Annotated in this window: 18 protein-coding genes; 6 read left to right on the top strand and 12 right to left on the bottom strand. The window is 69.9% G+C overall.

The window, feature by feature from the left end:
* The first annotated feature begins 113 nt into the window (after positions 1-113).
* Positions 114-1,490 (top strand): uracil-xanthine permease family protein, encoded by a 1,377-nt coding sequence (locus I6B53_RS00895; RefSeq protein WP_216764420.1) that lies wholly within the window; start codon positions 114-116, stop codon positions 1,488-1,490.
* 29 nt (positions 1,491-1,519) lie between these two features.
* On the opposite strand, the gene I6B53_RS00890 is transcribed toward I6B53_RS00895, so the two are convergent.
* From I6B53_RS00890 to I6B53_RS00870, 5 genes are all read right to left on the bottom strand, one after another.
* Positions 1,520-2,176 (bottom strand): LytR C-terminal domain-containing protein, encoded by a 657-nt coding sequence (locus I6B53_RS00890; protein WP_216764419.1) that lies wholly within the window; start codon positions 2,174-2,176, stop codon positions 1,520-1,522.
* A gap of 109 nt (positions 2,177-2,285) precedes the next feature.
* Positions 2,286-3,512 (bottom strand): hypothetical protein, encoded by a 1,227-nt coding sequence (locus I6B53_RS00885; protein WP_216764418.1) that lies wholly within the window; start codon positions 3,510-3,512, stop codon positions 2,286-2,288.
* Between the two features lie 117 nt (positions 3,513-3,629).
* Positions 3,630-4,316: an anaerobic ribonucleoside-triphosphate reductase activating protein gene (locus I6B53_RS00880; protein ID WP_216765263.1), complete on the bottom strand. Its 687-nt coding sequence runs from the start codon at positions 4,314-4,316 to the stop codon at positions 3,630-3,632.
* A gap of 65 nt (positions 4,317-4,381) precedes the next feature.
* Positions 4,382-6,223 (bottom strand): ribonucleoside triphosphate reductase, encoded by a 1,842-nt coding sequence (locus I6B53_RS00875; protein ID WP_253954047.1) that lies wholly within the window; start codon positions 6,221-6,223, stop codon positions 4,382-4,384.
* Positions 6,224-6,717: 494 nt separating this feature from the next.
* On the bottom strand, positions 6,718-7,848 hold the full coding sequence (locus tag I6B53_RS00870) for a phosphatase PAP2 family protein (protein WP_216764416.1): 1,131 nt from the start codon (positions 7,846-7,848) through the stop codon (positions 6,718-6,720).
* A 372-nt stretch (positions 7,849-8,220) separates the two neighbouring features.
* On the opposite strand from I6B53_RS00870, the gene I6B53_RS00865 reads away from it, so the two are divergent.
* The 3 genes from I6B53_RS00865 to I6B53_RS00855 are packed head-to-tail and all read left to right on the top strand — an operon-like array spanning position 8,221 to position 11,878.
* Positions 8,221-8,649 carry a YbjN domain-containing protein gene (locus I6B53_RS00865; RefSeq protein ID WP_253953908.1) on the top strand — a complete coding sequence of 143 codons (429 nt, stop codon included), beginning with the start codon at positions 8,221-8,223 and terminating at the stop codon, positions 8,647-8,649.
* The gene (locus I6B53_RS00860) at positions 8,646-9,251 is read left to right on the top strand and encodes a YbjN domain-containing protein (protein WP_367880386.1); all 606 of its coding nucleotides are present in this window, start codon (positions 8,646-8,648) and stop codon (positions 9,249-9,251) included. The genes I6B53_RS00865 and I6B53_RS00860 overlap by 4 nt, the downstream gene beginning before the upstream one ends.
* A complete protein-coding gene (locus I6B53_RS00855) occupies positions 9,245-11,878 on the top strand; it encodes a DEAD/DEAH box helicase (RefSeq protein ID WP_216764414.1) in 2,634 nt (877 codons plus the stop codon). Before I6B53_RS00860 ends, I6B53_RS00855 begins: the two co-directional genes overlap by 7 nt.
* Positions 11,879-12,141: 263 nt before the next feature.
* On the opposite strand, the gene I6B53_RS00850 is transcribed toward I6B53_RS00855, so the two are convergent.
* From I6B53_RS00850 to I6B53_RS00825, 6 genes are all read right to left on the bottom strand, one after another.
* Positions 12,142-12,540: an Rv3654c family TadE-like protein gene (locus tag I6B53_RS00850; RefSeq protein WP_253953907.1), complete on the bottom strand. Its 399-nt coding sequence runs from the start codon at positions 12,538-12,540 to the stop codon at positions 12,142-12,144.
* Positions 12,537-12,863, bottom strand: coding sequence for a hypothetical protein (locus I6B53_RS00845; protein WP_216764413.1), 327 nt, complete (start codon positions 12,861-12,863; stop codon positions 12,537-12,539). Before I6B53_RS00845 ends, I6B53_RS00850 begins: the two co-directional genes overlap by 4 nt.
* 35 nt (positions 12,864-12,898) lie before the next feature.
* Positions 12,899-13,174 (bottom strand): DUF4244 domain-containing protein, encoded by a 276-nt coding sequence (locus I6B53_RS00840; protein ID WP_253953906.1) that lies wholly within the window; start codon positions 13,172-13,174, stop codon positions 12,899-12,901.
* 187 nt (positions 13,175-13,361) lie between these two features.
* Positions 13,362-14,654, bottom strand: a complete 1,293-nt coding sequence (locus I6B53_RS00835; protein ID WP_216764411.1) for a type II secretion system F family protein — start codon at positions 14,652-14,654, stop codon at positions 13,362-13,364.
* Entirely contained in the window at positions 14,651-15,931 is a 1,281-nt protein-coding gene (locus I6B53_RS00830; protein WP_216764409.1) for a TadA family conjugal transfer-associated ATPase, read from the bottom strand. Before I6B53_RS00830 ends, I6B53_RS00835 begins: the two co-directional genes overlap by 4 nt.
* Entirely contained in the window at positions 15,928-16,950 is a 1,023-nt protein-coding gene (locus I6B53_RS00825; RefSeq protein WP_216764408.1) for a hypothetical protein, read from the bottom strand. The genes I6B53_RS00830 and I6B53_RS00825 overlap by 4 nt, the downstream gene beginning before the upstream one ends.
* Positions 16,951-17,125: 175 nt before the next feature.
* On the opposite strand from I6B53_RS00825, the gene I6B53_RS00820 reads away from it, so the two are divergent.
* The gene (locus tag I6B53_RS00820) at positions 17,126-17,926 is read left to right on the top strand and encodes an HAD family phosphatase (protein ID WP_216764407.1); all 801 of its coding nucleotides are present in this window, start codon (positions 17,126-17,128) and stop codon (positions 17,924-17,926) included.
* A gap of 20 nt (positions 17,927-17,946) precedes the next feature.
* On the opposite strand, the gene I6B53_RS00815 is transcribed toward I6B53_RS00820, so the two are convergent.
* The gene (locus tag I6B53_RS00815) at positions 17,947-18,774 is read right to left on the bottom strand and encodes a hypothetical protein (protein WP_216764406.1); all 828 of its coding nucleotides are present in this window, start codon (positions 18,772-18,774) and stop codon (positions 17,947-17,949) included.
* An 84-nt stretch (positions 18,775-18,858) separates the two neighbouring features.
* Here I6B53_RS00815 and I6B53_RS00810 point away from each other — a divergent pair, with 84 nt between their 5' ends.
* Positions 18,859-19,944: a hypothetical protein gene (locus tag I6B53_RS00810; protein ID WP_216764405.1), complete on the top strand. Its 1,086-nt coding sequence runs from the start codon at positions 18,859-18,861 to the stop codon at positions 19,942-19,944.
* Positions 19,945-20,031: the final 87 nt, after the last annotated feature.

Below are 20,031 nucleotides of genomic sequence, written 5' to 3'. Positions count from 1 at the left end.
CAAGCACCATCGCCCGACATCCGCGTGGGCGGGCAGGGCGCCCTCGCGCACACGGTACCCTGAGATTCCGACCGGTTCATCGGCCACGCCCATCAACTGATCGGAGAGCTCGCATGAGCAACAGCCCGTCCGGAATGCTGACCTGGAAACTCCACGGGGACGGCACCCACATCCCGCCGGGCGAGGTCGTCGCCGCCGGTGAGCGCCTGTCCTGGCCGCGCACCATCGGCATCGGCGCCCAACACGTCGTCGCCATGTTCGGCGCCACCTTCCTGGTCCCGCTGCTCACGGGCTTCCCGCCCTCGACCACCCTGTTCTTCAGCGCGGTCGGCACGCTGTTGTTCTTCCTCATCACCGCCGGACGCCTGCCCAGCTACCTGGGGTCCTCCTTCGCGCTCATCGCGCCAATCACGGCCGTCTCGCAGACCCTGGGCGCCGGCCACGCCCTGGGCGGCGTCATCGCCACCGGCGCGACCCTGGCCGTGGTGGGCCTGGTCGTCCACTTCGCCGGAGTGCGCTGGATCGATGCCCTCATGCCGCCGGTCGTCACGGGCGCCATCGTGGCCCTCATCGGGTTGAACCTGGCGCCCGCCGCGTGGAACAACGTCAAGGAAGGGCCTGTGACGGCCCTGGTCACCATCATTGCGATCTGCCTGGTGACCGTTCTGTTCAAGGGCATCATCGGCCGACTGTCGATCCTCGTGGGTGTCCTCATCGGCTATGTGGCGGCCGTCATCCAGGACGAGGTCGACTTCTCCGCCATCGACAAAGCCGCATGGATCGGCCTGCCCGAGTTCCACACGCCGGCCTTCGACCCATCTGTGTTGGGGCTGTTCCTGCCGGTGGTCTTCGTCCTGGTCGCCGAGAACGTCGGTCATGTGAAGTCCGTGTCGGCCATGACGGGCGAGAACCTTGACGGCCTGACCGGGCGCGCCCTGATCGCAGACGGGGTCTCCACGATGCTGGCCGGTGCGGGCGGCGGTTCGGGCACGACGACCTACGCGGAGAACATCGGCGTCATGGCGGCGACCCGCGTCTACTCCACCGCCGCCTACCTGGTGGCCGCCGCCTTCGGCCTGGCCCTGTCGATGATGCCGAAGTTCGGCGCGGCCATCGCCACCATTCCTCCCGGGGTCCTGGGCGGGGCCGGCACGGTCCTGTACGGCATGATCGGCATGCTGGGTGTGCGCATCTGGGTCCAGAACCGGGTGGACTTCTCCAACCCGGTCAACCTCAACACGGCGGCGGTCTCACTGGTGGTGGCCATCGCCGGATTCTCCTGGCCGGTCAAGTCGGACAACCCCACCTTCGGCGGCATCGCCCTGGGCACGGCTGCGGCCATCGTCATCTACCACGTGATGAAGGCGATCTCGAAGGTCCGCGGCACCTACCTGGAGCAGGCCTCTCCGGCCTCGGCCCCTGCCGGCTCCGAACTGGAAGGGGAGGCCTACTCGACCCGGCACAGGGCGGGAACCGCCGAAGCGGAATGACTGCCGCGGCGCGCCGGACCGCCCCCGGTTCAGTTGCCGGACTGTGAGCCCGACTGGGCCCCCGACTGGCCGGACTGGCCGGCCGCCGCATCCTGCTCGTTCAACGGCAGGCAGGTCTCAGGACCCTTCAGGGCACTGGTGTCCTTCGTCGCCTTGGCCAGTTCCTCGGCCGAGACGGCGCCCGCGTAGAAGGTGCCCAACTCGACGGTCACGGTCTTGTCGGTACCCGCTGTCAGGGCCACCTTCGAGCGGGGGAACAGGCGGGCCACCGTGTACGCGTCATCGACCGCGGCAGGACCCGACTGGATGAGGATCCGTCCCGGGTACTCGGGGCTGGAGTTGCCGGCCTCCAAGGGCTTGTAACCGGCGGAGACCAACATGTCGGTGGCCACCTTGGCAAGGCCCTGCCGGGAGGTCGAGTTCAGCACCTGGACGCGCACGTCGGCCGGATTCGACGGCAGAGCGCCGGGCGTGGGACACGGGGTGTCGCCGACCTCGGCGTACTTGACGTCCGCAGTGAACTGGTCGGGGAAAGGCAGGGGAAGGATCCCCTGGAGTCCCAGCAGACCGGAGCCGACCATCGCCGAAAGGATGCCGAAGGCCACGAGAAAGGTCACGCTCTGTTTGCGCATGCGTTCCCGACGGAACCGTTCGCGCGGACTCTGGGATTCGGACTGCTGACTCACGATCTCCAACCTACTCGACGTGGCGCGCTCGGTCACATGCCGGCGAGGCATTCGAATGCGAGGGACCCGGACACGAGGCCGCCTCGACGTCGACAGGAGGGCCCCCGTCTCACCAGGAGAATTCCTGGACGGGGATCATTCCGCCCTCGCCCTTCATCCATCCGCCCTTGGCCAGAGCCATGGCCGCACCTGAACGCGTGTCCCAGCACGAGACCCCGTCCTGGGTGGACTGGCAGGCGTAGGGCCCCACATGCGCGTATTCGCCGTAGGGCAGGACCGCAGGAGTCTGGTCAGCGCCTTGGCCCCCCTGCTGGCAGGCCAGCCCGGCACCGGAGTTCAACAGGACCAAGCTGGACGAGCCGCCTCCCTGGCAGGCAGGAGAGTTGCTCTTGGCCCATTCCTGCGTGCCGATCGTGCACACGAGGCTCTGCTCGCCGCCCTCGTTGCCGTTGAGGAAGCAGGTGATGTTCTTCGAGGGCGACATGAAGGATTCGGTCTCGTGCGCCCCGCTTGGCGCCGGGTACTTGATCTCATCGGCAGCATCCGACTGCTGCGGGTCGGGGGCGCTGGACTGGCTGACGCTGGGGGCCGGCTGCTCCTGGCCGGGTTTCGGCCCGGGATCGGTGCCGCCCCCCAGTTGACCGGTGAATGCCATGTAGACCAAGGTGACCAACACCACGGCGGCGATGACGAGGACGCCAAGGACCGCCCACAGGAACATCGAACCTCCGCGCCTGGAGGCCTCGGTGGCACTGTCAGGATCCGCGGCGGCCGACGAGGCCAAGGAATCCCAGCCACCACCGGACCATTGGCTGGTCTGCGTCGAATGCACGGCGTCGGCGCGGGCGGGAGCGAAAGCCGGTCCCGTCCCGAATGCACCGACCCCGGCCGCACCGGATCCCGAGGCACCGACTGCGGCAACACCGCCTCCGGCGGCATCCGCACCGGACTCACCGAATCCTGCGGCCGGCGTTTCGGACCACGGGGTCGGGTCCGGGGAGTGCGGAATGCGCGAGACACGTTGGACCACGGGAGGCTGTCCCACTTGGGGCGCCACGGCCGCAGGAAGCTGCTCGGTGGCGGCACCCGGAAGGGTCTGGGGGCCGGCGGGGTTGGCCTGCCGCGAGGCTCGTGCGGCAAGCGCGGCGTCGACAGCGGGGTCCTGCAGGGAGGCCAGCCACTGGAGCAGACCCGGGTAGGCGTTCTCGTGGGCTGCCACCACCGGACGCAGATGCGGGTAGTGGTAGGCGATCTCTCGCAGGGTCGCCGCGTCGGTCGCCGGATTCGATGCCGCAGCCGCCAGCCCGGTCCCCCGGGGGTCCTGAGTGTTGGCCATAGCGTTGGCGCACCTTTCATGGATCGTTGCAAGTACGAACAACGATATCGCCGTCACGTGGGCCGCGCCCCGGGGGTGTGAGTGGTTCCTCAGCCGCCCGCACCACTGGCAGGCGCCTCAGGCGGTTGCGCCGCGGAACACGAAGGTCTCGAAGTCCAGGGCCTCGATCCTGTCCGCCAAGTCCCTGACCTGTTCGTCCCACCCGGGTGCGTCGGCGACGAATCCGGTGGGCGCCCCCGTGGGGCGGGCCTGCTGCAGGGCGAAGACGCGAGCCCCCAGGGCACGCACCCGTCGGGCGACCTCCAGACCCTCCGCAAGTCCCGGACCATTCGGGTGGACGGTCAGCCGCACCTCATGGTCGACCTGCAGGTGGGAAAGGACCACCCCCAAGGACTCCCAAGCCCTTTCCCCCGCACCCGGCCGACCCGCCTCGCCCTCGTAGGAGGGGCCGGGCAGGGCCTTGACGTCAATACCCACCCAGTCGATCAAACCACGCCCCACCAGGTCGGACAGGCGCCCAGGATACGGGCCCGCCGTGTGCAGGCCGACAAGGAAGCCCATCTCGCGCACACGCGCCATGGCCGCCCCCAGCGCCACTTGGCGAGTCGCCTCCCCGCCGGAGAAGACGACCCCGTCAAGCAGCCCATGGCGCCGTCCCAGCAGTTCCTCCACCGACCCCCAGGCCACGACCCCGGGGATGCGCGGGTCGATGATCGCGTGGTTGTGGCAGTAGGGACAGGCCCACGGGCAGCCTTGGCAGAACACGGTGGCCACCAGCTTGCCGGGCCAGTCGACTCCCGACATGGGGGCAAGCCCTGCGATCTGCAGGTCCTCGGGGGCGTTGTGTCGCGGGAAGCGAACCTCAGGGCTCACCCGGCCACCGGCGGGAACGCACTGACCAGCTCACCGTGGGCGTCGGCGGCGGCCTCGTCGAACATCACACGTTCGGCGTACTCGCCCTTCTTTCCCACATTGAAGCTGGACACCGGCCGGAAGTAGCCCATGACGCGGGTCCAGACCTCGCACTCGACGGGTTCGCGCTCGGGGTGGGCGGCAGCACACTTGTCGCAGTGGACGTGTTCGCCCGCCAGGTATCCGTGCACCGGGCAGATGCTGAAGGTCGGCGTGATCGTGATGTAGGGGACCTTGAAAGCGGTCAGCGAGCGCTTGACCATCTGCTTGCAGGCCTCACCCGAGGACATGGCCTCACCCATGTACAGGTGCAGGACGGTGCCTCCCGTGTACTTGCCCTGCAGGACCTCCTGACGCTCCAACGCCTCGAAGGGGTCGTCGGTGAAGCCCACCGGCAGCTGCGAGGAGTTCGTGTAGTAGGGCTGGTCGGCGGTGCCCGCCTGGAGGATGTCGGCGAAGCGCTTGCGGTCCTCCTTGGCGAAACGGTAGGTGGTGCCTTCGGCGGGGGTGGCCTCCAGGTTGTACATGTGCCCGGTGGCCTCCTGCAGTTGGACCATGCGGTCGCGCACGTGGTCCAGCAGGTCGGCGACCATGTCGAAGCCGCGCGGGTCGGTGATGTCGTACTGGTCGTCGGAGAAGTTGCGAACCATCTCGTTCATGCCGTTGACGCCGATGGTGCTGAAGTGGTTGTCCAGGCTGCCCAGGTAACGGCGCGTGTAGGGGAACAATCCGGTGTCGATGTGGTGTCCGATGACCTCACGCTTGAGCTCCAGCACTCCCGAAGCGATGTCGATCAGCTGGTCCATGCGCGCACGCAGGCCGTCCAGGTCCCCCTTGTGCAGGTGTCCCAGGCGCGCCATGTTCAAGGTGACGACGCCGATGGAGCCGGTCAGTTCCGCCGAGCCGAACAGGCCGTTGCCACGCTTGAGCAGTTCGCGCAGGTCCAGCTGCAGTCGGCAGCACATGGAGCGGATCATTCCGGGGTCCAGGTCGGAGTTGATGAAGTTCTGGAAGTAGGGGAGGCCGTACTTGGCGGTCATGGCGAACAGTGCCTGGGCGTTGGGGCTGTCCCAGTCGAAGTCGCGGGTCATGTTGTAGGTGGGGATGGGGAAGGTGAAGACGCGCCCGTCCGCGTCACCGCCACTCATGACCTCGATGAATGCCGCGTTGACCATGTCCATCTCGGCCTGCAGCTCCCCGTAGGTGAAGTCGACGACCTCGTCCCCGATGAGGGGATGCTCGTCGGCAAGGTCGGCGGGGCAGGTCCAGTCGAAGGTGAGGTTCGTGAAGGGGCACTGGCTGCCCCAGCGGCTGGGGACGTTGAGGTTGTGGATCATCTCCTGCAGGCACTGGACCACGTCCTCGTGGCTCATGTGGTCCAGTCGCACGAATGGCGCCATGTAGGTGTCGAAGGAGCTGAATGCCTGGGCGCCGGCCCATTCGTTCTGCAGGGTGCCCAAGAAGTTGACGATCTGCCCGCACGCGGAGGAGAAGTGTTTGGGCGGGGCCGAGGCGATTGCTCCGGGCACGCCGTTGAAGCCCTCCTGGATGAGACGTTTGAGGGACCATCCGGCGCAGTAGCCGGCGAACATGTCGAGGTCGTGGATGTGGATGTCGCCTTCGCGGTGGGCCCGACCGGCCTCGGGGGTGAAGACGCGTTCGAGCCAGTAGTTGGCGGTCATCTTGCCGGCGGCGTTGAGGATGAGACCTCCCAGCGAGTAGCCCTGGTTGGCGTTGGCGTTGACGCGCCAGTCGGAGCGGTCCAGGTACTCCTCCACCGTGGCGACCACGTCGACCATGTGGCCCAAGGACGAGGACGGGGCCGCCTCGCTGCTTCGGGAGTCACGGATCGGGGTGTCGAGGGTGGTGGGGCGGGGGTCCATCATTGCTCCTTCCAGGCCCTGGGGGCTTCACTGCGGCCCCGAGGTCCGTGTGGTCAGAATTCGTACGAGGGCGATGCCCGACACCCGGGGGCACCTGCGCCCACATCTGGGCGGTTGGTGCCATCTTCGGTTGTCGGGCGCACCTCGGCGACGAGGTCGGGGCCGACGCCCGGCCGGTCGAATCCTGACCACTATATATAGTGGCGTGCGAGACGGATCAACCCTACATCTAGTGATCGCGGGGTGCCATGTTCGGAGCCCCTGCGTGTCATGAGTCGTACCGGTCCACTCTCTCCGGGTGGGTGCCACCGGCGGTGTCGTGAAAGGTCATGGCCGCCTCCTCCGATGCGAGGGTGTCCGCAGATCGGCACGAGGGCGGGGCCGCCGCACGGAAGCCGATCGCGACCGGCTCAGTCACGACAGAGACGGTCCACAGAGGCCACGACGATGCCCGTGACTGCGGCGACCAACAGCACACCGGAGGCGGCCAGCAGGTGGGAGCGCACCGGGTCCTGGGCGAGGAACTCGGCGAAACCGTAGCCGGAGGCCCCCGGCATGGACACCGCCATCGGGTCCAGGGCGAACAGGGCGACCGCTCCGGACACGAGGGCCAGACCCGCGCAGGCGAAGACGATCATCGACATGACCTTCTGCATGACGACCGCGTAACGGGTGCGAGACTCCAGCGGAGTCAGGGCAAGCGCCCACGCGCCGGTGACCAGCACGGCGACCAGCACATCGGCCAGACGATGCCATGCCGACACCATGACCGCCACACCCGTGGCCGTCGTCCAGATCCACGCGAACCACGAGGCCACCCCACGCATCCCCGCAGGCGCGACGACCACCAGCGCCAGACACATTGAGGCCGAGACGGTCACATGTCCCGAAGGCAGGGAGTTCGAGACGAATGTGGTCACACCCAGGTCAGGGCGTTCGAGCAGGCACTTGAGGACCTGGGTGGTGACGTTGGCGGCGACGACCATGCCGATCGCCCGCCCGGCCAGCGTGGCCCGCCGACGGGCCACCGCGATGCCGAGCACGACCAGCGCGATGACCGGCAGTGACCAGGGCGAGACCAGACCCATCATGAGCTCACCGAAGCGCTCACCCGCCGGGAGGGACTCGATGACCGCCTCCATGACCAGCGTGTCCGCGCCCTGCCCCCACACGGTGAGCACGGCGATCCACGAGACGAACGCGGCCGCCACCACGCACACCAGTGCGCCTCCGATCCGCCTCTGCAACCGCACCCCGTAGTCCTCAGGGACCTGCGGGGCTTGCGTCGCGCCGGAGGGCGGCGTCGTTCGGGAGCCGGACCGGGGTGTGCCGGTGGAGGAGCCGCGGGACCGTGAGGGGCCACGGGTCCTGCCCGTTGACGAGGGCGGGGCGTCCTCGGGAAGAACCCGGGTCCCGCTGTCCTCGTCCTGCGACGGGGTCGACCTTGGCCTGCGGGAGCTTCCCTCGGCGCGCGAGGACTCGCGCGCCCTCACGCCGAATCCCTCGGGCAGGTCGAGTGTGGGGTCGTCGTCGCCAGCCACCTGTCTCGCCCTCCCATCGGTTCTCGATCCGGCGTCATGCGCACCCGTGCGGCGCCTCATGCACGTCACGCACAGCGGGACCGCGAGCGGCCGACGAGTACGACACGCACAACTGTACTGGCCTTGATCCGCAGGCGTCCGCAGACCCGATCACCGGACGCCCCGGTTCTCTCCTGGCAGAACCCCACCAGGCGGCAACGACCTGCAATGCCCCGCCCTCCTCGCGCACCAACCATCGGCTCACCGTCACCCTTGGGCCATCCGCCCGACACCCGGCGCGAGCCCCGCCGCGCCCCGCAGGAACAGGTCAACTACAGTGGAAGCGCACTTGCTCGTCCGACCCCGGGAGGTCATGTGTCAATCCCGACACCCGTGAGCCCAGCGCGTCTGGAGAGACTACTGACCGGACACGACCTGCGCTTCGGTGCCGAGGACGGGCAACTCATCGTCCCCACCCTCAACGCCCTGTACTTCTGGAACCTTGAGAATCCGAACATCTTGCAGGTCAGGGCGCAATGGCGCGGTCGAGCCGAGGACTCCGACTCCTTCGAGGCCCTGGTCGAGGCCGTCGCCCGGTGCAACTCCACACGCAGTGGCCCGAAGGCCTACCTGCTGCCCTTCCAGGACGGCACCTCCTACGGTCTGAGCGCCGAATGCAATGTCATCACCTCCGCCGGACTCACCCAGGAGCAGATGGACACCTTCTGTGAAACCTCGCTGGAGATGATCATGAGCTTCTTCACCGAGCTGGAGACCCTCAACCCACAGATGGTGACCTGGCAGGACGGGGGCGCCGGATGATGAACACCCTTCACCCAGTACCCGAGGACACCTCCACCCCATGGCCCGCCGACCTGGACCGCGCCCAGCGGACGCTCATCTCGCTGGGAGTCGCCGCTGACGTGTTGGTGCCCGGACGCGCCCTGGGGGCCGTCGTCGAACAGGTGCCTTTCCTGGTGAACATCGACGCCTCCCACCGTTTCCTGTCCGTGCGGGCCATCTGGGAAACCGACATGGACCCGGCCGAGACCTCGCGGTGGATGATCGCCGCCGCGGACAGTTGGAACCGCGAAAAGTACTTCCCGACGATCTACTGGCTGGTCTCCGAGCTGGCAACAGTGCAGGTGTGCGCGGATTTCGTCGTGGACACCCTGGCGGGGATCTCCGACGAGCAGCTGCGTGAGAACCTGCGCGCGGGAATCGCCACGGGGATCAGTGCCATCGACTACATGAAGGAGGCGGCCCACCAGACCCTGGAACTGCCGGTCCTCAAACCTCGTCCGACCGAGCCGACGTCCACTTCCGACAAGGTGTCGACTGCCGGGGGGAGGCCGCTTTCGGGCGAGGTGCCATCGGCCCCGCATTCCGCTGCCCCGTCGGCGCCCCACGGAGCCCGGTGGTGAGCGGGGAGTCCCCCACCGCCGACACCCCCGCCCTCGTCGAGGTCCTGCGCCTCCTCTCATCCGGAGACGACCGTCTGGTCCGCCTGCACCAGATCCCCGCCCGCCCGGGTGAGACCGCCGACTGGCCCGCCTGGGTCCCCGACGAGGTCGCCGCCGCCTGGCGGGCCCGAGGGGTCGAGCGCCCTTGGGCGCACCAGGTCGAGGCCCTCGAGGCGGCCCGCGCCGGCCACGACGTGGTGCTGGCCACCGGCACCGGCTCCGGCAAGTCCTTGGCCGCGTGGACGCCGATCCTGACCGACCTTGTCGACTGCGAGGAGACCGGCAGGATCTCCGCCATCAGGAGACGACCCACCTGCCTGTACATCTCACCCACGAAGGCGCTGGCGGCAGACCAGTTCGCGTCCTTGGAGCGTCTGCTGCGAGCCGCGCCGGACGTCCCTTCGCGCCCCAACCCCCTGCGTTCGGTGCGCGCCTCGACAGCCGACGGCGACACGAGCCGAGAAGCCAAGGACTGGGCGCGCGCCAACGCGGACCTGCTCCTGACCAACCCGGACTTCCTCCACCACGTCATGCTGCCCGGACACGAGAGATGGACCCGATTCCTCGCCTCACTGCGGTGGATCGTCGTGGACGAATTGCACCACTGGCGCGGAGTCACGGGCAGTCACATCTCCCTGGTCCTTCGTCGCCTGCTGCGCATCGCCCGGCGTCTGGGCGCCACCCCCGGCGTGGTCATGCTCTCGGCCACGGTGCGCGACCCGGCCGTGGTCGGCCAGGCCATGACGGGGCGGCCCGGGGTTGTCGCGGTGGATCGTGACACCTCCCCGCAGGGCAGGCGCACCTTGGCCCTGTGGCAGGGGCGTGTGGTCCACGACGAGGACCAGGTCGACATCGAGTCCTTCCTTTCTGCCCTGGAGGCAGCGCGCAGCGACCAGCCGGGCGGACCCGGTACTGCGGGTGGCGCGCCTGCCGTCCTCATGGCGCCGGTGCGGCGCCTGTCCGCCTCCAGCGAGTCCGCGATCCTCACCTCCGCGCTGGTCGAGGCCGGGGCCCGCGTCCTCACCTTCGTCCGTTCGCGTGCCGGTGCGGAGGCCGTGGCCGCCCAGGTGCACGACCGGCTGGCCGCACACGCCTCTCCTCTGGCAGGAAGGGTCGCCGCCTACCGCGGCGGCTACCTGCCCGAAGAACGCCGGGCCCTCGAAGCCGCCCTGAGGGGCGGTGACCTGCGGGCCGTGGCCACGACCTCAGCACTGGAACTGGGACTGGACGTGTCCGGACTGGACGCCACCGTGACCGCGGGATGGCCGGGCACACGAGCCTCCCTGTGGCAGCAGGTCGGCCGTGCCGGTCGCGCGGGCGCCGAAGGCGTCTCCGTCCTCGTCGCCTCGGAGAACCCCCTGGACACCTACCTGGTCCACCACCCCGAGGAGATCCTCGGCGAGGTCGAAGCCGCCGTCACCGACCCGTCGAATCCGTGGGTCCTGGCCCCGCACCTGTGTGCGGCGGCCGCCGAATTCCCCCTGACCGACCCGGATGTGGACGGTGGAGCCGACCTCGCGGACCTGGCCGGGGCCTCGCCCTTGTTGCTGGCCAAGGCGCGTGACCTCCTCGATTCGCTCACCGACCAAGGGCTGCTGCGCAGACGCCCTCGTGGATGGTTCTGGGACGCCACCCGCGCCGAGCGGGCCGGCGACCTCACCGACCTGCGCGGCTCGGGCGGGGACGTGCAGATCGTCGAGGCGCACAGCGGCACCGTCATCGGCACCATCGACAACGCTTCGGCCGATGCGCACGTGTTCCCCGACGCGATCTACGTCCACCAGGGTCGCACCTACCACGTCCTGTCCCTGTCGGCGCTGACGGAAGGGCCTTCGCGGGAGGTCACCCGGCCAAGGGCCACCCCCGTGCCGGCCGTCGACCGCTCCGGCTCGCTGCCGCTGCTGGTCGACCCGGGCAGCGCCGCCTCTCGCCAGCGCGTCGCCACCGTCGAGGAGGTCCGCACCCGCCTGCGCACGCGCGCCAAACAGCATGTGTCGGTCAGCATCCTCGGGGTCGAGGACTCGTGGACCAGCGCGGACGGCGCCCTGGCCTGGTACCACGGCCCGGTCGAGGTGGCCACACGGGTCACCGACTTCGACCTGTTGCGCCTGCCCGGCCTGGAGTTCATCCGCAACCAGGAGCTCTCGCTGCCCACGCACACGCTGCCGACCATGGCGACGTGGTACGTCCTCGGACAGGGCGCACTCTCCTCGATCGGCGTCGACGAGGCCGAGGCCCCCGGCGCCCTGCACGCCGCAGAACACGCCTCGATCGCAATGCTGCCCCTGCTGGCCACATGCGACCGCTGGGACCTTGGAGGTCTGTCGACACCCATGCACGAGGACACGGGGGCGCCCACCGTCTTCGTCCATGACGCCTTCCGCGGAGGCGCCGGGCATGCGCGGGTCGGATTCGACCGCATGGCCGAGTGGGTGCACTCGACCCTGGAGGCGGTGGCGAAGTGCCCGTGCCAGGACGGCTGCCCGCGGTGCGTCCAGTCCCCCAAGTGCGGAAATGGGAACGAGCCGTTGTCCAAGTCGGGTGCCGTGGCGCTGTTGGGGTTCCTCGACTCGCACCGCCCGCAGTGAGCGGGACACGGGCCCGGACCACGGGGTCCTCGATTTCCCAGACAATTCCCAGTCAAGATCGATGAAGCCCCAAGAATCACCTCCTATCTTTGTGTCCATCGAGAACGTGAGGTTCCGCCCCACCGAGGGGGCGAACCGGGAAAGGGATTCATTCGGAGAACGTGCACTGTGTTGATGGGATGTCATGAGGGGCCGGCCTTCGGGTCGGCCCCTCATGGCGTCCACGGGGGCGTGAGCCACACCGTCGGCCCCACGCCCTGGCCTCACTCCTCGGGCCCCGCCCTCGCCCGGGCACGGACCTCGTAGGGAACCCCCAGGACCTGGGCGCCCACACGGACCTCGACCAGCAGATCCTGCCCCACCACGGAGCAGCCCACCACCAGCGCACCATTGGCCGATGCCACTTGGCGCGAGCGCTCGCACGGCTTGTCCCCCACGTCCTCCCACAGGGCGACCACCGCAACGTCGCCACCGGCCAGAGCCGCCAGGTCCGCCACCGCGGCCGCTCGAACCTGGGCGGCATTCGCCTGGCTCACGCCCACCAGGACCGTGGCCAGGGTCAGGGCTGCGGCGAGCACCCCCACGACCATGACGGTGCCGGACCCGCCCTCGTCACCCTGCACGGTCTCGTCCCGGGGCGGCTCGACACCTGCCGCTCTCACGGCACTGCCTGTTCGAGCAGCGTCCTCGCTTGGCACCGAGCCTGGCCGACCGCGCCCAAGCCGAGGACCGACACCGGAACACTCACATCCACACTCACCCACCGATCTGCGCCACTCACGGACACCGAAGCGCTGGCCGCGTGCGGCCCGAGCACCCGCAGGGCGACTCCGGTGGGGTCCGGGCCCCCGACCGACGCCTCCCGGGCTGCGTCCCGGGCGGCTCTGCACGCCTCGGAACGGACAACGCCCGCTCCCACCAGGCCGACGACGAGGGCAAGGACGAGGGCGACCGAGACGGTGCCCACGGCCATCTCGACGCTCACCGAACCGGCCTCGCCCTCGTCCGTCGCTGGCCGATTCACAGTGACAACGCCCTCTCGATGATCCCCTGCAGGGCGGACTTGACCGCCCCGGACTTGAGGATCACCAGCAGCAGACCGGCGAAGCCTGCGGCGGCGACTGCGCCGATCGCGTACTCGACCGTGGTCGAGCCTTCTTCCGGGTCACCGCCCGGTGCCGGAGATGCCCTTCGACGCCGGCGCGCAGCCAGTGCCTCCGCATGTTCCTGCGCCCAGCGACGCATGTCCTCTGCGGCGACCATGGCCGCCATCTCCAACTGTTCCTTCGTTCCCATGGGTCCTCCCCCTGTGCGTTCTTCCTCGAATCCGACGCCACTGTGACGCCGATGCACACAGCCTTGCGGGTGGCTGGATCCAGGGGCCAGAGGGCTCCTTCCTGCCTGTGGACGGGAGCAATCCGCGTGAGTGCACCTGTGCACAAGGTCGGGTCGTCGCCGTCGTCCACAGGCTCACGGACGAATCTCACGGGGAGAAGAGGGGGGAGGAGAGGGTGTCGGCGCCCAGGTGGGCCAGGACCGGGGCCACCCCCAGCAAAACGAAGGCGGGCAGCAGGAACACCCCCAGGGGCAGGACCAGACGCACTCCGAGTCTTTCGGCCTCCACACGCGCCTCCGCAGCCCGACGGGCACGCACCTGTGCTGCGGTCCTGCCCAGCAACGACACCGGCGAGATCCCGTCCGCCCACGCCGCCTCCAGGGCGCGACCCAGGTCCGCGGCCCCCGGATGCACCCCCTGCCACGCCTGGGCCCACGACGCACCCAGACGCACCTGCCTGCCGGCCCGCGCAAGGTTGTCCACCTGCGCCGCCCCACCCAGGGCCTCCAGCACGGAGGGCACCGAAGCCCCGGCCTCCAGGCCCGCCGCCGCCAAGTCGCACAGGAGGGCCCGGTCGATCCCAGGCTCACCCGACACGGCCGCAGCCCTGCGCAACAGGAACTGTGAGACCCCGTGCCCTGCCAGGACGCACCCCACCCCCACGACAAGGCACAGTGTCCCCACCGACCCGTCGAAGAGGAAGCCCACAGGGTCGGCATCCAGCACCTGCGCCCCCACCAGGCCGAGGAACGGCATGGCCGTGAGCGTGCGCGCCGATGTCGCGGGCCCGCTGGCCGCCACTCGACGCGCATCGGCTGCGACCTCCGCCTCGTCGATCCCTTCGGCCACAGTGGTGAGCACCGACGCCAAAGGAGCACCCAACTCGTGGGTGAGAACACATGCCGCCCGCAGGGCGCGCGCCGCCGACATCGCCTCGCGCCCACGCCACGTGCGAGAGCGCCACCAGCGCACGAACTCCGCCCATCCCCGCACCTGCCGGAGCAGCGGGCAATGCGCCAACTCCTCGACGACCTCGGGCACACCGGCACGCACCGTCGTGAAGGCGGGTGCGGCCCCTGCGCGTTCCCACGACTCGCGCCACGCGGCCTCCACGGGCGCGCCGGATTCCAGGCGCGAGGCCACCTCAGTGACCAGCAGGGACAAGGCGGCCCCGTCGGGTGGTGCGCGGTGTCGCCCTCGTTGCCGGGTGCCCGCCGCACTTTCCCGCGTGCCACCAGCACCCGGGCCGGCACCCGCCTGGGCATCCCCCCGCGCGCCATCCACCCACCTGTCCAGCGCCGCCGAGTACCCTGCAAGGTCAATGGCCGGAAGCAGGCAGACCAGTGTCACGGACAGGGCCAGTAGGGCCAGGATCGGGCCACTGGGAGCCCCGACCTGGCCGGACAGGGCCGTCCACCAGGATCCGTCCGCACCACTCATCGCCCCTCACCTGCAACTCCCCTCCGCCGTTTCCCCTCCCACGGCGCGTCGGCCGGGTCGAGGATTCCTGCCAGCCACCCCTGTGAGCGCGCGAGGAAGCATTCGAAGCCGGGGCCGGGTCGCATGACCATGTCGTGGTCGATCTGCAATGCGGGCACGCATTCGAGATGAGCACCCCGGCGGATGAGCACTCCGACCTGACTCACCCGGCGCCTCGTCCCTTCGCCGCTGGAGGCAGCATCCCCACTGAATCGTCTGATCTGCACAATCGCATCCAGGGCCGCCACCGCCTGGGCGGCCAGGGCACCCTCGTCCATGCCCGCCAAGGCTCCCAAGGCCAGCAGGCGCGCGGGCACCGCCTCCACGGTGTTCGCGTGGACCGTCGCCATCCCGCCCTCGTGCCCGGTGTTCAGGGCGGTCAGGACGTCGCGGACCTCCGCACCCCGGCACTCGCCCAGGACCAGGCGATCTGGCCTCATGCGCATTGCGGCCCTGACAAGGTCGGACAGGCACACACCTCCGGCGCCCTGCACATTCGGGCGCCTCTCCTGCAAGGAGACGACATGAGGGTGACGCGGGTGCAACTCGCTGGCCTCCTCGATGCAGATGATCCGCTGGTCGGGCGGCACCAGTGCAAGGAGGGCGCTGAGCAGAGTCGTCTTGCCGGCCCCTGTCGCACCCGAGACCAGCAGGTTCGCCCGCCCTCGCACCAAGGCGGCCAGGACCCGGGCGAGCAGCGGGTGGACGGTGTCCCGTTCCACCAGGTCCTCAAGGCCGAGCGGCTTGCGCGCGCTGGTGCGCAGGGAGACCAGCGTGCCGCTGGCGGAGACGGGTGGTAGGACGGCGTGCAGCCGCACCCCGGCGGGCAGGGTGCCGTCGACGACCGGTGCCGCGTCATCCAGCCGCCTGCCGCAGGCGGCGGCCATGCGCACCGCGAGTGCACGCACTTCGTCCTCGTCCCCGAGCTCAAGGGACACCCTGCACAGGCCGTCACCCCGATCCACCCACGTGTCGACCCCGTTGACGAGGACGTCCGTGACCGCCGGGTCGGCCAGGAGCTGCGCAATACGGGGTCCGACGCCGGCCGCGAGGGCGTCGAGCCTGTCCAGGTCGTCAACCAGTTCGTCGTGTCCGGCTCCGGGTCTGGCCCCCGAGCGGGCGGCCCGGCCGTGCTCTCGTGGGCCGGGGCGGCCGGTGGAGGCAAGCGCACGCAATCCTTCAGCCTGGCCCGATCCCGTCGGAGCGGCCTGCGCGAGCCGAGGAGTCCGCCATGTCATGCGTGTTCCTCCGCCCATTGCCACACCCGCGCCGCGAGCCGCCTTCGCCCCGAAGGGCTGCGCGCCTGCCTCCACACGGGCGGCGGCGCGACCGGGTGGCCCTCGGCTCCGGCGTCCGGAGCCAGGATTCGTTCCCAGTGGAGGTCCTGGGCGGCGATCCCCCGCCCGGTGGCGTGGTCGGCGACGAGAGCGGCCACATGCTGCTCGAAGGCGGGCCAACGGCGCCCCTGGGTGACCACTGCCAGCGCATCGGGAACGCCCCAGGCGAGCAGGGCGGCGCAGGCCTGGGCGGTGTCGGCCCGGCCGGCGGCGCCTGTGAGCACGACCACCTGCGCGGACCTGCAGCGCGCCGCCCGCTCGTCCCAGCGGCCCGCGTCCACCACCACTGGGACCACGGCGGACACCGACTCGACGAGGGCCGCGAGGAGCGGGTCGTCGGCAAGGACTCCCCCGCGCGCATCCGCACCGAGGACCTTCACCCCGTCCACCTGCGGAAACTGGTCGACGATCTCAGGCGGGAAGGAACGCTCCGCCTCTCGCAGCTGCGCCCAGCGCACTCCCCGGCCGACGTCGACAGGAAGGTGTCGAGGCCCGATTCCGGTCGCGTCGACGAGGACGGCGCCTGCGCTTCGGGCGAGGTCACGGGCCAGGCGCGCCCCGTCGCACGTCCACGACCACGTGGCGACGAGCACCACGGGGTGTTGCCCCCTGCCTTCCGATCCCGGCGCCTTCCCGCTCGCGGCGACGAGGACGTCCAGGAGGGCGCGCTCCTCCTCGGGCAGACGCAGGTGCCCACCCGGGCCGATCCTCAGCAGCGCGGTGCCCTCCGGGAGGTACGCGCCGCTGTCCTGCCCGCCTTCCCCGTCCTGGCGCGACCCGAGATCCGCTTCGACCCCTGCCAGAGCCAGCACGCACCCCGCCCACGGAGGCCCCGGGGCCAGGCCGACGCCCACCAGACCCGCCAGACGCTCGACGGCGTCGACCTCGTCAGGGGCCAGTCCGCACCAGCGGACCGGCACGGACAACTCCTTCCCCCATTCCGCATCTCCCATCCCTCCACCCCACATCCCCTCGCCCCGGGTGCGCCACACACGAGGAGGGTGTCTGTGGAAGACTGGTCGCAGCGCCACAGCCTGTGGATGACGACGGCGTCCACCACTGACACCTGCAACAATGCGAAAGGAGACCAGCGGCATGAGCATGATCGGTCGTCCCTGCGCGTCGGCCGCCTTCTTCGACCTGGACAAGACGCTCATCGCCACGGCCTCGTCGATGGCCCTGCGAGACGATCTGTTGCGCGCCGGGATCCTCACCCGGCGCGACCTGGCCATGGGGGTCCTGCTGCACCTGCCCTACCTCATCGCAGGGGCCGACGACGGGCGCATGCAACGCATGGCGAAGTCCTTGGGCGCCTTGGCCCGCGGCTGGGACGCCGTGCGCCTGGAGGAGGTGGTCACCGAGGCCGTCACCACGTCGATCCCGCCCGTGTGCTACTCGGGAGCCCTGGACGAAATCGCCCGCCACAAGGCCGAAGGGCGCGCCGTCGTCATCGCCTCGGCGTCGGTGGAGGAGATCGTCCGTCCCGTCGCCCAGGTGCTCGGCGCCGACCACGCCATCGGTTCCATCGCCGAGATCGACCAGGACGGGCACTACACGGGCGAGGTCACCCACTACGACTACGCGGAGAACAAGGCGCGCGCCTGTGCGGAACTCGCCGCCGAAATGGGCTGGGACCTGGACGAATGCTGGGCGTACTCCGACTCGGTCACCGACCTGCCTCTGCTGGAGATCGTCGGCCACCCCGTTGCGGTCAATCCCGACAAGGATCTCGACTCCCACGCCAGGGAACACGGATGGCAGATCCTCACCTTCCGTCGCACCGAAAGGGTCAAACCCCGCATGCGCCAGGTGGCCGTGCCCGTCGCCGGCCTGCTGGCCTCCGTGGGTCTGGCAGCGGGCCTCTGGTGGCTCCTCTCACGCAGACGAGGGCGCTGAAGCGGCGCCCGGACCTGCCCTCAGCCGAGCGAACCCGCCTGGACGTGCAGGGCCACGTCCTCGCCTTCGCGAACACCCATGAGCAGGGTGCGGCACACGTGGAGGTACCACCGGGCGACACCCTCGACGCCACCGCCGACCCACCCGGCCAGCTCCCTGCTGGCCGTGGCAGGGTCGGTCGCATCGGCCACCGTGGGGACCAGGACGCCGGTCGGGTCGACCCCACGATCCACCAAAACCCACCTGGCCAGCGACGATCCGACCACGGCCGAGCCCGGAGCGAAGACCTGCCTGAAACGGAAGTGGGCGACCAGCGCCGCCGCGGTGGCGGTGGCGGGCAGGGGCGCTCCCAGGATGCGCATGGCGGCGGCAAGGTGGGCCGGGTCCGCGGCAATGGCCACACGGTCGGTCGGCAGATGTCCGTCCTCGACGAGGGCGGAGCACACGTCCCTGTGGACGCCGGCGACCAGCCAGGGCAGGGGGCGTCGCATGGCGCGGGTCGGAGTGCGCGTGTTCAGGGGAGCCATGGAGCAGGCCAGCCCCCACTGGGCGCGCCAGATGCCCACTGCCAGTGACGAGGCCGGGTCGCGCGGGCGACCTTCCTGGTCCATCGTCATCGCCCGCAGGTCGTCGACGCTCGTACGCGCCCCTTCGACCAGCGACAGGGCTGCGGCTTCGCGGACAGCGGCTTCGGCACGCGCTTCCTGCCAGCCGCGTCGCAACCCTTCGTGGAAGCGCAGGCGCACGCAGGCGGCGGCGACCTCGTCGAAGGCTGCGTGCACCCGAGGGTCTTGCGCCGCCCGGGCCAGGACGTCGAGGGGCGGGTCGGCCAAGGCGTCGATCGTCACACGACCACACTATGTCCGGCCCGGCCCGGGCGGGAAGGATGCCGCGCGGTGCGCAGGTGTGGCAGGGGGTGCGAAACTTGAGACATGTCCGACTCCTCCGCACCGAAGCGTCTCGGGCCCGCCGTGCATCCCGTCACCGTGCGCCTTCGCAGGTCCCCGGAGTTCCGCTCGGGCCTGTTCGCCTTGACCTTTTCTCCGGTGGCCCTGGTCCTCATGGGCTCGTCGATGGATGACATCGCGGCGCGCACGGCGACCGGGCTTCCCTTGGCCTCGGTCGAAGGGATGATCGGGATGGCCCTGGGGGCCGTCCTGCTCACCCTCATCGCCGTCAACTGCGACCTGAGTTCGTCCGGCCTGTTCGTCGCCGCAGCCTGCTCGGTGCCGATCGGGTTGTTGCAGTGGCGCGGGCTCCTGTCGATCCCGGGCCTGTTCACGATTCCCGTTTCTCGCGAGGACCTGGCCACTCCTGCGGTCTGGTCCCTGCACCCGTTGATCACCACGACGATTCTCACGGGCAGTGCCTTCGCGGTGTGGCTGACCCACAGAGCCGGACGTTCGGGCAAGCTGAGGCGCAGTTTGAGCAGCAAGGAAAGACCCAGCATGCACCAGTGGATCAGGGCCCTGGTGGCGACCTGTGTCGTGCCGATGACGGTGCTGGTGTTCTTCGTGCTGATCCACATGGCCCCTGCCGACGCCACCCGCGTGGCGGCGCAAGGCATGTCGGGACTGCTGGTGGGACATCAAACGGATGTCGCCTTCGCGATCTTCTGCGCGGTGACCCTGGGGCTGGTTGCCCTGACGGCCCGGTGGTCGCTCTTCGGGCCGCAGTTGGCGGGCTGGGCCCTCATGACCTTGCCCGCCTACCTCTTCCTTCCCGTGTGGGCGACCCTCAGTGGTCGGGTCGTCGCCCCGGGGGACACGACCACGACCCAGGTCTCCTTGGCGGCCCCGATCATCGCCTTGCTCGGAATGGTGCTGGGGTCATCGACCTTGGGGGTGCACTGGGCCAGAAGGAAGTGGCTTCCGGTTGACGAGGACCCTGCCGAGGACGCGCCGGCGCCCCCGTTCGAGTCCGAGGAGGAGGCCGTTTTCGTCGGCGAGGCGCCTCCGCAGGGCGCGCCTGTGGGAGAGGTGATCGCGGTCGCCGAGGACGGGGGCGAACCCTCCTGAACCGCTGCGCGAACTCCCCCACCGGAGGCCCCGGCAGAGCCCCTTTTGCCCCATGTGGCGTCACAGTCCATGGAGTGAAGTCGCGGC

The organism is Schaalia sp. 19OD2882 (assembly GCF_018986735.1).
Taxonomy (GTDB): domain Bacteria; phylum Actinomycetota; class Actinomycetes; order Actinomycetales; family Actinomycetaceae; genus Pauljensenia.
This window is presented reverse-complemented; position numbering and strand designations above follow the sequence as displayed.

Excerpts from the sequence above, each read along its gene's own strand:
- I6B53_RS00860 (WP_367880386.1), top strand. The coding sequence starts at position 8,646 with ATGATGAACACCCTTCACCCAGTACCCGAGGACACCTCCACCCCATGG.
- I6B53_RS00875 (WP_253954047.1), bottom strand. The coding sequence starts at position 6,223 with ATGGTCGACGTGGTCGCCACGGTGGAGGAGTACCTGGACCGCTCCGAC.
- I6B53_RS00830 (WP_216764409.1), bottom strand. The coding sequence starts at position 15,931 with ATGACATGGCGGACTCCTCGGCTCGCGCAGGCCGCTCCGACGGGATCG.
- I6B53_RS00880 (WP_216765263.1), bottom strand. The coding sequence starts at position 4,316 with ATGTCGGGAGTCGACTGGCCCGGCAAGCTGGTGGCCACCGTGTTCTGC.
- I6B53_RS00885 (WP_216764418.1), bottom strand. The coding sequence starts at position 3,512 with ATGGCCAACACTCAGGACCCCCGGGGGACCGGGCTGGCGGCTGCGGCA.
- I6B53_RS00820 (WP_216764407.1), top strand. The coding sequence starts at position 17,126 with ATGAGCATGATCGGTCGTCCCTGCGCGTCGGCCGCCTTCTTCGACCTG.
- I6B53_RS00895 (WP_216764420.1), top strand. The coding sequence starts at position 114 with ATGAGCAACAGCCCGTCCGGAATGCTGACCTGGAAACTCCACGGGGAC.
- I6B53_RS00810 (WP_216764405.1), top strand. The coding sequence starts at position 18,859 with ATGTCCGACTCCTCCGCACCGAAGCGTCTCGGGCCCGCCGTGCATCCC.
- I6B53_RS00840 (WP_253953906.1), bottom strand. The coding sequence starts at position 13,174 with ATGGGAACGAAGGAACAGTTGGAGATGGCGGCCATGGTCGCCGCAGAG.
- I6B53_RS00835 (WP_216764411.1), bottom strand. The coding sequence starts at position 14,654 with ATGAGTGGTGCGGACGGATCCTGGTGGACGGCCCTGTCCGGCCAGGTC.